The 12,930-nt window shown below is 31.2% G+C and carries 9 protein-coding genes and 1 pseudogene; 5 read left to right on the forward strand and 5 right to left on the reverse strand.

The genetic code is table 11. From position 1 onward, the window contains the following. Position 1: 1 nt before the first annotated feature. The 3 genes and pseudogenes from N5D46_RS11660 to N5D46_RS11670 all read right to left on the reverse strand — a co-directional run bounded on the left by N5D46_RS11660 (position 2) and on the right by N5D46_RS11670 (position 5,560). A pseudogene (locus tag N5D46_RS11660) lies at positions 2-880 on the reverse strand (IS982 family transposase). A 525-nt stretch (positions 881-1,405) separates the two neighbouring features. After that, a complete protein-coding gene (locus N5D46_RS11665) occupies positions 1,406-2,794 on the reverse strand; it encodes a DUF5689 domain-containing protein (protein ID WP_280050038.1) in 1,389 nt (462 codons plus the stop codon). 30 nt (positions 2,795-2,824) lie between these two features. Next, positions 2,825-5,560 carry a carboxypeptidase regulatory-like domain-containing protein gene (locus N5D46_RS11670; protein WP_280050039.1) on the reverse strand — a complete coding sequence of 912 codons (2,736 nt, stop codon included), beginning with the start codon at positions 5,558-5,560 and terminating at the stop codon, positions 2,825-2,827. 91 nt (positions 5,561-5,651) lie between these two features. Here N5D46_RS11670 and N5D46_RS11675 point away from each other — a divergent pair, with 91 nt between their 5' ends. After that, complete coding sequence (locus N5D46_RS11675; protein WP_280050040.1) at positions 5,652-6,857, forward strand: endonuclease; 1,206 nt, start codon at positions 5,652-5,654, stop codon at positions 6,855-6,857. 2 nt (positions 6,858-6,859) lie between these two features. Beyond that, complete coding sequence (gene trpA / locus N5D46_RS11680) at positions 6,860-7,627, forward strand: tryptophan synthase subunit alpha (protein WP_280037094.1); 768 nt, start codon at positions 6,860-6,862, stop codon at positions 7,625-7,627. Positions 7,628-7,701: 74 nt separating this feature from the next. On the opposite strand, the gene tyrS is transcribed toward trpA, so the two are convergent. Beyond that, the gene (tyrS, locus tag N5D46_RS11685) at positions 7,702-8,997 is read right to left on the reverse strand and encodes a tyrosine--tRNA ligase (protein WP_280050042.1); all 1,296 of its coding nucleotides are present in this window, start codon (positions 8,995-8,997) and stop codon (positions 7,702-7,704) included. 129 nt (positions 8,998-9,126) lie between these two features. Here tyrS and N5D46_RS11690 point away from each other — a divergent pair, with 129 nt between their 5' ends. Genes N5D46_RS11690 through N5D46_RS11700 form a run of 3 tightly spaced genes read left to right on the forward strand, consistent with a single transcriptional unit; the run spans position 9,127 to position 12,119 of the window. Beyond that, positions 9,127-10,029 carry a CorA family divalent cation transporter gene (locus N5D46_RS11690; RefSeq protein WP_280050043.1) on the forward strand — a complete coding sequence of 301 codons (903 nt, stop codon included), beginning with the start codon at positions 9,127-9,129 and terminating at the stop codon, positions 10,027-10,029. A 6-nt stretch (positions 10,030-10,035) separates the two neighbouring features. Then, positions 10,036-11,037 (forward strand): NAD-dependent epimerase/dehydratase family protein, encoded by a 1,002-nt coding sequence (locus N5D46_RS11695; protein ID WP_280050044.1) that lies wholly within the window; start codon positions 10,036-10,038, stop codon positions 11,035-11,037. Between the two features lie 14 nt (positions 11,038-11,051). Beyond that, entirely contained in the window at positions 11,052-12,119 is a 1,068-nt protein-coding gene (locus N5D46_RS11700) for a diphosphomevalonate decarboxylase (protein WP_125350010.1), read from the forward strand. A 41-nt stretch (positions 12,120-12,160) separates the two neighbouring features. Here the strand turns inward: N5D46_RS11700 and N5D46_RS11705 are convergent, their stop codons facing one another. Next, the gene (locus N5D46_RS11705; protein ID WP_280050045.1) at positions 12,161-12,901 is read right to left on the reverse strand and encodes a DUF4184 family protein; all 741 of its coding nucleotides are present in this window, start codon (positions 12,899-12,901) and stop codon (positions 12,161-12,163) included. Positions 12,902-12,930: the final 29 nt, after the last annotated feature.

A 12,930-nucleotide genomic window follows, 5' to 3' on the forward strand; every position in this document is an offset into this window, starting at 1 on the left:
TTTAAATAATTTGAGTTTTTAGCTTGTTAATATTTCGATTTAAGTGTATTTTAATAATGTACTGATTCAATGTTAGTGCAGTAATTTTAGCTAGAATTCTGGTTTTAAACCCCTCAAAAGTCTTTGCATAATTGCGTCTAATCATAAACTGATCACATAGTTGAGAAAATAAAGTTTCAATTCTTTTTCTATACTTTTTAAATGGATAAAACTGAGGTTTGTAATCTTTTTGATTGGATCTTTTCGGTGTTTCTAATCGAATATGAACTTCATTAAATAAGTCAATTTGAATTGTTTGTGACAAATAACCTTTATCCCCAAGTAGCACTCAATCTGATAGTTGAGATTTTATATCTTTCAAAAAATGAATATCATGAACAGATGCGGGACTGATATCAATACTCTGGAAAACACCATTTAAAGAACAAATAGCATGAAGTTTATAGCTATAAAAAGACATTTGCTGAGAAGCACAAAAACCTCTATTTGGTGCACTATACTGATGTTCTTTGCAAATTTTCGAGCGATTAATTCTTGCTATTTTACACACCTCCAAGGGCATACTATCAACGATAAAACAATTTTCAAATTCATTAAATTCTTTCGCTAATTTAAGTCGAATACTATTAATTTACTCTGATAATCTTCGTTTTCTACGATTGTAAATACTTCGCTGAATTTTACAACTTAGCGCTTTAGGAAGATTTCGAAATAAATGATTTTCACTATCAATACCCATAAATTCAGCTGTTAAAACAAGACTTATGAGTTCTAAATCAAAAAGTTTAGGTTTTCTACGTTGATAAATTAAAAGTGTATCTGTGGATATTTTTCGTAGAACTTCCAATATTCTTTCATAATTAGCAACTAAGTTGTTCATTGTAAATGTTTTGTGGTTAAAGCAATTTACTGATTTTCAATCAAATGAACAACTATATTATTTATTAATCAAAATGCACAACGGGTGTCTTATATCTTTTCTTACTACGGAAGTTTTGTTAGGATATCCAATTCTCCTCATAGTCTTATTTTTATAAAATAGGGTAACAAATCTGAACATTATTTTTTAGAGAAAAAAACGAAATGATATATAATTAACATTTTATCTAAATAAGACATTGTTTACTTTTTTTTATCAATTATCCATTTTTAAATACTTATTAAATGATTAATAAATCTTTTTTTAACTTTTTTTAATAAAATTAAAATTGATTTTATGTTAATTTTTTTTGAATTAAATAAAGTCAATATATATTAATAGTTAATTTTTATTTGAATTTTATACATTTCAGAATGTGAAATCACGTTAAAAAATGAAGAATATTTAGGAATTTATTAACCTAATAAAAACAAAAAAAGGCAACCAATTGGTTGCCTTAATTATTATAGTATTGAAACTGATTAATTAGTCAATTTTGATATTATCGATAACTAAATCATAAGCTTCATCTTTTCCTACTTTTAGTGCAAAAATATTTTCACCAGCAGTTTTTTGAATATCTACTCCTTCAATATTTAGAGTAACTAGAACCCATTCACCTTTTGTATCAATTTTACCTGTATATTGATTTGCATCAATTGGAGATAAAGATACATTTGCATTAGATAAATCTCCTACATTATATACTACGTATTTTTTATCAGATTTATACACATTTAGTGACAATGATTTCCCAGATGTTCCTTTTACATAAAATGTAATTTTCTTTGGTGTTGCAGGAATTGTATTATTTACAATAGTTGTAAATACGTAATCATTTGCTTTTGGTGTTCCTTTTAAAAGTAATGCATTTGTGTTATCTCTACCAACACCAACTCCGCTAGTTGCATAGGTATCTTTCACTAAGCCAAAAGAGTTAATAGAAGATAAAAAGTCAGCCCAAACATTGAAATCAGAACCTTTGAACAATAAATTTGCAGCTTCAGAATTATTTCCTTCACCTGGATTTTGTCCTCCTCCAACGTCAAAACGAGGCTGATCAAATTTCACATCTTTTGTATCGCGGATATAAACTTGGTAAGTTGAATTGTAAATACTAACAACTACAGTAATCTCTCCACTACCTTTAGGTAATTCTTCATTGTACCATTTAGCATATCCAGAATTACGTAAGTCAACTGTTTTACCTGTTTTATCTACTAATACACGATTAACAGTTGTAGCTTCTACTCCATAAGTTTTATCTGTATCTGGATCTTGAAACTGAACATTTTTGATTGTAACTAAGGTATTCAAATTTCCTGCTTTCAAAGCATCTGATAAGCTATTGTATACTTTTGGAGTGATCGTTTTTATTGGATCACATGTTTTAAAAATATATTTTTTCATGTTTGCAGATGGTATACGACCTACAGCATAAGTAGGATCTACAGAACCGATTTTCATAATTCCTCTATCCTTTGCTACAACAAGTCCTTTTAAACTAATTTGAATTCTAGCACCTAAAGGATAATTAGCATATAAATTAGCTCCATCAATTTCAATTTGGATACCTGTTGTTGGATCTTCAATTTTGTCTTGTAAAGAAATTGTTTTATAAAAATTTCCTGTTTCATCACTTGAAATTACATAAGCATCCATTACAAGATCTTCTGCTACTGCTCCATTTGAGTCAAGTTTTAATTGCCCAGAAGTTACTTTAGTTGTTAAATCTGCTATTGTAATATTTGCTGTTAATTTATCAGCACACTCAATTGGAGGTGTTGCATAATCATCATCCTGTACACACGATTGAGTTACAAATAAGCCTAAACTCAAAAGACTTGCTATTGTTAATTTTGATATTGTATTCATTTTTAATTGTATTCGTTGTTAATATTTTATTTAGAATCTGAAATAAACATTTGCAAAATATGTTGTACCCATTCCGTAGAACATTTTTGGCCCAAATAATGTACGATAATTAGGATCAATAGCATTCTCGTAGTTACCAACTCTTAATTGTTCGAAACCTCCAGTAACGTAGTTTTTATTATTCAATACATTATTAATTGTTCCAGAAATTCCTGCAGAATATTTACCTATACGAAATGTTTTACCCATATTAATATTTAACATGAATTCGTTACTCAACTTCTCTTGCTTTAAAGCAGCTTTTAAATCTTGATCATTAATATCATATAACTCTCCATATTCATTCGTAAAGAAATTTACAGTTCTACGAAAAGCTGCAGGATCTATGTAATTATTTGCTAATAAATTTCCAGATACACCAATCCACCAGAATTTAGGATCACGGTACTCTGCACTTAAAGAGAAACCAGATTGTGGTCCGCTTCCTACTTTATAATTATGAAGATAAGCAGTTCCGAAGTTTTGGTAAGGAACTCCAATGTTTCCAGGTTTCACATAATCATCAGAATATAAATTATAACTAGGGTTGTCTTTGTAAACATATTGACCAATAGAAGCTACTGCAGAAACTGTAAGTACTGGTAATACTTGTGCTTCTACCGCCAATTCTGTTCCCAAATATTCTTTTCCAACACCTGTCATAACTTCTGAAACAAAGACTTGGTCATTTGCTCCATCGATATAACCAAATGCTTTCTCGATTTCGTCTTTTGTTCTTGTGTAAAAAGCCGTTGCACGAGCTTTAATACGTGGAGCTCTTAAAATATATGATAAGTCACTTGAGAATATTTTTGCACTTTCTACTCCATCTACGGTTACGTTAGTTACACGAGCATTTGGAAAAATCTCATCAGAAGTTGGTGCTTCTGTTTGATACATTACATTTGCTTGAATAAAGTTACGTCCATCTAATTTTACTAAGAAATTAGATTTCACTCCAAAATCTAAGAAATCGTAAGTTTTACTTTTTCCATAAGAAGTAGTCTGATAAGATTCGTGCATCCATTTACCATCACGATAAAATTTCGTCAAAGCAGCTTTCATTCCAATTGTTACATCTAAAAATTTTCCTTTTATTTTAGATTGAGCGAATAAATCTGCATAATCACGATTAATTTCATAATTATATCCTTGACGCTGCCCTTTTGTTGGCTGATAGTCAGGGTCTAAAATGTTAAATCTAGCATGAGTAAAGTTATCTTTATTCTCAACATATTGTCCACCTAATAAATCTTGTATTTCACGATATAATTGAGATTTCGTATTTTGATAAGAAGCTGCAATTGTCAAATCTATATTAGGCGCTAACTCTGTCTGAAAATTCGTATAAGCAGTTGCTGTTTTATCTTCGTTAACATCTGCAGTCAACCAATAAACAGATCTCCCTGCATTGTTAATATTAGCTTCATATAAACTTGTCCAATCTATTTGAGAAATTTGGCCACTTCTCCATAATTCAGTTTGATTGTTTATAGCACTTTGACTTGCTCCACTATATGCAAAATAAGATGGTAAATTACGATAGTAAACTGGAGAAGGATTATTTCCTGCAAACCAATCTAAACGAGAACTACTTTCTTTACCAAATTGATAAGAAACTGTTGTTGTTAATTTTGATTTATTGTTAATATTCCAATGATGCGTCAACATATTAATAGGCTCGAATGTTTTCTTTACACGCTCATTACGTTTTTCACCATCTTGCCATCCCCAATAAGAATTGTAATAAATCCCCATCATATCCACAACTTCTTGTGTATTAGGTGAACCTGTAGAACGACGAGTTGGCGCACCAAAACTTGTAAAGTTTAAAGTATGTTTTTCATTAAACTTTTTCTCAACTCCTAAGTAGTAAGCGTATGCATCATAAAAAGTACCTTCTATAATACCTTCTTCTGCCCAACGTCTACTTCCAGAAACCATAAACGCCCAACCATTATCCATCAATCCCGTATTATATGTAGCCATTACACGGTTTCTGTATGAACGATTTGTACTAGAATAAGCCAAACTTACTCCCTTACGCATTGTTGAAGGTCGAGTATCAAAATTTGTAACTCCACCTAAATCACCAAAAGCATAATTAGAAGGTTCAATTCCGTATGTTAACTCATCTGGACGACGAGTTACATCATTCAAACCTCCCCAGTTGTTAAAAGTTGCACGACCATTATCCATTTTGTTCATACGAACTCCATTGAATAATACATCATTATATTTGTTGTCTAAACCTCTTGGTTTAAACCAATACGAACCTAATTCGTACGCAGAAACGCGAGCAAAAACATCGCGAGAAGATTGTAAAAGTCCTGAATTTGAAGCTGTCGAACTTTCATCATCAGATAATTCATCATCTGTTAATGTAATAATTCCAACTTCTGCTGTATTTGGATTAAATGTTAATTTAATATCACCTAAGTCAAGCTCTTTTTGCCCTGCTACTGTGATTTCTTTTTCATATGGGTCATAGCCCACGCCATAAACTTGTAATTTGTACGTTCCATCCGGAATATCTACAAACTGAAAATACCCTATACGATCGGTGATAGCAGCATCGCTTACTGCTCCTCCGTCCAAACGTACAGTGAGGTTATAAACCTCCTCACCTGTAGCAGCATTTTTCGCCACCCCAGTAACCTTTGTTTGCGCCTGTGCCATAGCGACAGTTGCAGCAAAGACTGAAAGACTTAACAATAATTTGTTCATTCAAACGAATTTTTATTTATAAATTAGCTATCTATTTCCTTCATCAGAAAAAATAGGACAACAAATTTAATAAATTCATAATTAATAACATATGTTTAAAATTAACAAATCTTTAACTTTATTAATAATTTTTAATTTATTCTTAACGTTAAATGTTAAAGCTCAAAGCAAATATTCAAGTGCAACTGTAGCTTTTTATAATATCGAGAATCTTTTTGACACCATAAAATCAGTTGGATATGTAAATGGAACTTTACCTTTTAATGACAAAAATTACCACATTCAGATTGCTGAATCTGACATTTCGAAGTACGAAACAGAAGAATTCAAACAAAGTTATACGTACGAAAATATAAAAGGAAAGAAAATTATCCGTCCATTAATTCTTCAAGAAGAATTTTTACCAAACGGAAATAAAAGATGGAATACAGAAAAATATTTCCAAAAAGTCAATAATATTTCAAAAGTTATTAGCGAATTAGGCGCAGATGTTACAGGTTCTGCTCCTGTAATCGTTGGTATTTGTGAGATCGAGACAAGAGAAACTTTAGAAGATTTAGCAAAAAGCTCTGCTTTGAAAAAATACGATTATGGTGTTGTTCATTTCAATTCGTTTGATGCTCGTGGAGTTGATACAGGTTTATTGTATCAAAAATCTCGTTTCAAGGTAATTGATGCAAGACCTCATCCAATTTTCAATTATGATGCTGAAGGTAAACGAAAATATACGCGTGATATTCTACAAGTTACAGGTTTATTAGACGGTGAAGAAATCACTTTTTTAGTAAATCACTGGCCTTCTCGTAGTGGAGGAGAAAAAGTTTCGATGCCAGCTCGTATGGAAGCAGCAAAGGTGATGAAAGGAATTTTTGATGAATTAAAATCTAAAAATCCAAATGCAAAAGTAATTGCAATGGGTGATTTTAATGATGATCCTATTTCTCCAAGTATTAAAAATACATTTGATCCAGCTGGAGAAATTGCTAAAGTTTCGGATAACGGATATTACGATCCTATGTTACCTTTATACAAAAAAGGTATTGGTACTTTAGCTTATCGTGATGCTTGGAATCTATTTGATCAATTTATCTCAACTTCATCATTGGTTACAAAAAATAAAGATTATTCAACGTATAAAATCTTCAAAACTGAAATTTACAACAAAGATTATTTGAAAGCGACAGAAGGTGCGTATAAAGGATTCCCTAACCGTATGTGGAGCGGCGATACTTATCGTGCAAACGGTTATTCTGACCACTTTCCAGTCTATACAATCTTATTAAAACAAGCAAAATAAAAATGAACAAATTAGAGCAATTATTTAGTCAAAAAAATAAAAACCTCGTTACAATATACACAACAGCTGGGTATCCGAATTTATCGGATACCCCTATTGTTTTAAAAGAATTAGATCAAAATAATGTTGACATTATCGAAGTCGGCATTCCTTATTCTGATCCTTTAGCTGATGGTCCAACAATACAGGCTACAAGCGAAAAAGCTTTAGCAAATGGAATGACATTAGATATTTTGTTTGAGCAATTAAAATCGGTTCAAAATGAAATTTCTGCACCAATTGTTTTGATGGGTTACTACAATCAAGTGATGACATTTGGATTAGAAAAATTCTTACAAAATTGTCAAGAAAGTGGAGTTTCAGGGTTGATATTACCTGATATGCCGTACGAAATTTACTTGGCACAACACAAAGAATTATTTGAGAAATACGATCAAAAAGTTACTTTTCTAATTACACCTTTAACAACAGAAAAACGCATCAAAGAGATTAATGATGCAACTTCTGGATTTGTTTATATTGTTTCTAGTTCTGCAACTACAGGTGCAACAGAATCTAATTATAATGAAGATTTTTTGTCAAATGTTAAAAATCTAGGCTTAACAAAACCACATCAAATTGGATTTGGGATTTCGACAAAGGCTGATGTAGAAAAAGCTTGGAATTACGCAAATGGAGCAATTATAGGAAGTGCTTTTTTACGCGTTTTAGAAAATTCAACCGGAAATCTTTCAGAAGCCATAAAAAATTATCTTTCAGAATTGAGATAAAAAAATAGTTTTCAAAACAAAAAGCAAGCTTAATTCAGCTTGCTTTCTATTTTGGAAATGTTTTATCTAAAAAATTATTCAACAATTAAGATGAAATAATTCTTTTTACCTTTTTGTAATAAAACATATTTATCAGCAATTAAATTTTCTGTTGTTAATACAAATTCTTCCGCTACTTTTTCTTTGTTTACAGAAATTGCGTTTGCTTTTAATTCACGACGCGCTTCTGAATTTGATTTTAAGAAGCCTGATTTTTCTGCTAAAGCAGTAACAATATCCAATCCCGCTTCGATATCAGTTTTTGCAATAGTTGCTTGAGGCACACCTTCGAAAACTGATAAGAAAGTATCTCCATCTAATTCTTTCAAATCTTCTGAAGTTGATTTTCCGAATAAAACTTGAGATGCTTTTTCTGCTTTGCGTAATTCTTCAACACCATGAACTAAAATTGTAATTTCAGTTGCTAATTTACGTTGTAATTCGCGTAAATGTGGCTCTTGACGATGACGCTCGATTAAATCATCAATCGCTTCTTTTTCTAAGAACGTATAAATTTTGATGTAACGTTCTGCATCAGCATCCGCTTGATTTAACCAAAATTGGTAGAATTTATAAGGAGAAGTACGGTTTTTATCTAGCCAAATATTTTCGCCTCCTTCCGATTTTCCAAATTTAGTTCCGTCCGCTTTAGTTGTTAATGGACAAGTAAAAGCAAAAGCTTCACCTTGTACTGTACGACGAATTAATTCTGTTCCTGTTGTGATATTTCCCCATTGATCAGAACCTCCCATTTGCAATTTTGCACCTAATTCTTTGTACAAATGCAAATAATCATATCCTTGAATCAATTGATATGTAAATTCTGTGAAAGACATTCCGACATTCGATTCAGAAGATAGTCTAGATTTTACAGAATCTTTTGCCATCATATAATTTACAGTAATGTGTTTTCCGACATTACGTGCAAAATCGATGAACGAAAAATCTTTCATCCAATCATAGTTATTCACCAATAAAGCTGAATTTCCATTATTCGTATCAAAATCTAAGAAACGAGACAATTGTGCTTTAATTCCAGCAACATATTTATTCAATGTTTCTTCGTCTAATAAACTTCTCTCTGCTGCTTTACCAGTAGGATCACCGATAAAACCAGTTGCACCACCGACTAAGGCGATTGGACGATGACCGTGACGTTGCAAATGAACCAATAAGAAAATAGGAACCAAACTTCCCACGTGAAGAGAATCTGCTGTAGGATCGAAACCTACATAACCAGAAGTCATTTCTTTATTTAGTTGTTCTTCTGTCCCTGGCATAATATTGTGAACCAGTCCTCTCCAAGTCAATTCTTCAATTAATGGATTCATAGTATTTTAATATATTTTTTATCTAATTTTTACAAGATACAAAGTTATGATTTTTCAGTAGATTATAAATGATCTGTCAAAATAAAACTTATTTGATATATTTATTTAAAATTTGAATAAAAGGAATACATGCAAACACTTTTCGAAAACGAAAAATTCAAATGGATTAATTTACAAAATCCTACAAAAATTGAGTTGAATGAAATTGCTACTAAATATTGTTTTCAGAAATTAACAATTGAGGATAGTTTGGAGCCTGGACATTTACCTAAATATGAATCAGATGATTCAAAAGTTTCGTTTTTGTTAATTCGTTTTTTTGATAAAGAACACCGTATGTTGAAAAACACTGTTCGAGAATTTAGTCACAAAATCAGTATTTACATCGGTGCAGATTTTATTGTGACTGTTCATCAAAAGGAAACGGATATTTTCGAGAAAATTCAGAAAAAATATTTAGCTAATACTGATCCTTCTAAAATCATTATCAAAGGAATTTTGTATCGTATTATTTCCGAAACCATCAAAACGTATGAAGAACCAGCATATCAAATGGACGAAGAAGTTAATCAACTCGAACATTTAATTTTTACGGATGATTTTAGAAAAATTAAACTTCCTACCTTATATAAAATCAAACGAGAAGCCACAGCTTGCAAAAAAATATTAGATTATACACTTGAAGCACTGAAAGAATATCGAGCGGATAACAAAAAGACAAGTTCATCACAGGATTTGTACGAAGAAAACGTAAAAATGTTACACTTGCATTCACAAATTGTAGATGACGTACAAAGTTTGTTAACAATTTATCTTTCCTTAAATGGACAGAAATCTAACGAAATCATGCAAACGCTTACCGTTTTTTCGGCATTTTTCTTACCCTTAACTTTTATCGCTGGAATTTATGGAATGAATTTCGATTTCATGCCTGAATTAAATTACAAATTAGGCTATCCAATTTGTTTACTTGTCATGTTATTAGTGGTAATTTTTATTTACTTTTGGTTCAGGAAAAAAAAATATTTATAATTCAGTATGATTTTCGTAACGGGAGGAACAGGTTTGGTTGGTGCGCATTTGTTGGTAGAATTGGCAAAAAAGCAACAACCTATTCGTGCTTTAAAACGAAAAACATCGAACACAGAAACCATCCAAAATTTCTTTGCGGAACAAAATGCTTCGCAATTTTATCAATTTATTCATTGGATTGATGGTGATTTGTTGGATGTTACTGAACTTCCAAATTTATTAGACGGAATCGAGACAATTTATCACGCTGCGGCTTTTGTTTCATTTGATGAACGTCAAGAAGAAGAAATTTTCAATACGAATATTTTAGGAACTGAGACTTTGGTAAATGAAGCGATTGATTCTGGCGTGAAAGAATTTTTCTTCATCAGCTCTATTGCTTCGATGGATGATTTGAATCCAGCAACTAAAATGATTGACGAACGTTCTGGTTGGAATAATGGCTTGACGCATTCTTCTTATTCTATCTCAAAATTTAGAGCAGAAATGGAAGTTTGGCGTGCTTCACAAGAAGGTATTAAAGTTATTATTATAAATCCTGGTGTAATCATCGGAACTTTGGATACTAAACGTGCAAGCGAAAGTTTGTTTCAACAAAATTCATCAAAAAGCGATTATGCTCCTTCGGGCGGAACAGGATTTGTTGATGTACGCGATGTGGTGAAGATTTTTTTAGAATTAATTAATCAACACGTTTACAATCAAAAATTTGTGGTAATTTCTGAAAATAAAAGTTACCGAGAAGTATTTGATCTTGTTACGATCAATAGCAAACGTTCAGTCAAAAATGTTTCGAATTCAACCTTGAAAATCATTAAAAATCTATCTATTTTTAGTCGAATCTTTGGTGGAAAATATATGACAAAAGCGAATTATTATTCGTTGACAACTTATACCAAATACGACAATTCTAAAGTTAAAAATTTGCTTCAATACGAATTTATTCCAATCAAAGAAGCAATTGATTATCATTATAAACGCTTTCAAAAGCTGAATTCTACAAAATAGTTTACTTTTGTTTTATGGAACAACAATTCATTTCAACACTTTCAACAACTGCTTCGGAATTAAAATCAGGAAGCGTTTCTGCTAAAAGTCCATCAAATATTGCGTTGGTAAAATATTGGGGAAAAAAGAAAAATCAAATTCCAACCAATAGTTCAATTAGTTATACGTTAACCAATAGCTATACAGAAACTGAATTAAAATTTTCGCCAAAAACATCGGATGCTTTCGAAGTTGAAGTTTATTTAGAAGGTGAATTGAAAGAAAGTTTTACTCCAAAAATCATTACTTTTTTCGAAAGAATTACGGCTTACATTCCATTTTTGAATCAATTCAAATTTGAAGTTCACACACATAATTCTTTCCCACATAGTTCTGGAATTGCTTCTTCAGCTTCTGGAATGTCGGCAATGGCATTATGTTTAGTTCAAATTGAGAATATTCTTGGCGCAAATTTATCAGAAGAAGACGCCAAGAAAAAAGCTTCTTTCTTGGCTCGTTTAGGTTCTGGAAGTGCTTGTCGTTCGGTTTACAAAGGTTTGGTTGAATGGGGAGAAAATGATTTTATCGAAGGTAGTTCAGATTTATTTGGAACAAAATATCCAGATGTCGAAATTCATGATGTTTTCAAAACTTTTCATGATACCATTTTATTGATTCACGAAGGTCAAAAATCGGTTTCTTCTACTGTTGGTCACAATTTGATGAACGGACATCCGTATGCAGAACGTCGTTTTGTGGAAGCAAATGAAAACTTAAAAGCTTTATTACCAATTTTAAAATCTGGCGATATCAAAGCGTTTGGAGAATTGGTAGAACATGAAGCTTTGACATTGCACGCCATGATGATGATGTCGAATCCTGCATTTATTTTGATGAAACCAAATACAGTTGCTGCTTTAGAAAAATTGTGGGAGTTCCGTCGTGAAACAGGAAATCATTTGTATTTCACATTAGATGCTGGCGCAAATGTACATTTATTGTATCCTTCGCAAGATGCGGAAGCTATTGAAATTTTCATCGAAAATGAATTGAAACAATTCTGTCAAAACGGAAATTATATAAAAGATAAAGTGAGTTTTTAATCACTTCTAAAATAAAAGGTTGTCAATTATTTGATAACCTTTTATTTTTTTATTAATAGTTTCTCCATTAACCCAAAAATAACCAAACTCAAAAAAATACTCATTCCGATAACAACAATAATATTTCCTAAAGCAATTTCTATTGGGAAGAAAACTAATCGTATTGTGGAAATAATAGTTGTAAATAGAACTACTTTTAACCAAAAAATGTAATCAAATTTAGTTTTTGGAAGAATTTGTTTTGGCATTTTATACATCCAAAAAGCAATAAAAATCGCACCTAAAAATGTGCTAAAATGTTGTAGAAATTTATAACCTTTTACTTCAAAATTATTGAAAGGAATTTGAAACCAAGTTTCCTCTAAAGCTAGAATTAATTTCGCAAAATATCCCCATTCGTGTGTGAAAGCATCCCAAAAAAGATGCGAATAAGCTCCTATTATAATTGAAAGAATCACAATTATCCAATGTTTTTTGAAATAATCAATCCAATCAAAAATTAGGAATTGAGCAAATCGTTCTTTTAAAAAATAAGGTAAATGATGAATTAAAACATTTCGGACAAATAAGTGAAAAACGAAACAATAAATCAACGCAATTGGTAAGTCAAAATACAAAACACCCCAGAACAAATGACTGTGCGTCGCTACAATCTCCATTCGAGAGAAATATTCTAAATCTGGCGACATCGAACCAATGATTAATCCCGTCATCGAAAACCAATTCGATTTTAACTTTTTTAACGGAAGAACAATTGCTGGATGACAAAAAGTTAGTGGCATTTAGAGTTTATTTTGATACAAAGTAAATC

Origin of the sequence: Empedobacter sp. GD03865, assembly GCF_029840775.1 — a bacterium.
Lineage (GTDB): Bacteria > Bacteroidota > Bacteroidia > Flavobacteriales > Weeksellaceae > Empedobacter > Empedobacter falsenii_B.

Coding starts and splice junctions, on each gene's coding strand:
- N5D46_RS11690 (WP_280050043.1), top strand. CDS start 9,127: ATGCAAACACTTTTCGAAAACGAAAAATTCAAATGGATTAATTTACAA.
- N5D46_RS11695 (WP_280050044.1), top strand. CDS start 10,036: ATGATTTTCGTAACGGGAGGAACAGGTTTGGTTGGTGCGCATTTGTTG.
- trpA (WP_280037094.1), top strand. CDS start 6,860: ATGAACAAATTAGAGCAATTATTTAGTCAAAAAAATAAAAACCTCGTT.
- N5D46_RS11665 (WP_280050038.1), bottom strand. CDS start 2,794: ATGAATACAATATCAAAATTAACAATAGCAAGTCTTTTGAGTTTAGGC.
- N5D46_RS11705 (WP_280050045.1), bottom strand. CDS start 12,901: ATGCCACTAACTTTTTGTCATCCAGCAATTGTTCTTCCGTTAAAAAAG.
- tyrS (WP_280050042.1), bottom strand. CDS start 8,997: ATGAATCCATTAATTGAAGAATTGACTTGGAGAGGACTGGTTCACAAT.
- N5D46_RS11675 (WP_280050040.1), top strand. CDS start 5,652: ATGTTTAAAATTAACAAATCTTTAACTTTATTAATAATTTTTAATTTA.
- N5D46_RS11700 (WP_125350010.1), top strand. CDS start 11,052: ATGGAACAACAATTCATTTCAACACTTTCAACAACTGCTTCGGAATTA.
- N5D46_RS11670 (WP_280050039.1), bottom strand. CDS start 5,560: ATGAACAAATTATTGTTAAGTCTTTCAGTCTTTGCTGCAACTGTCGCT.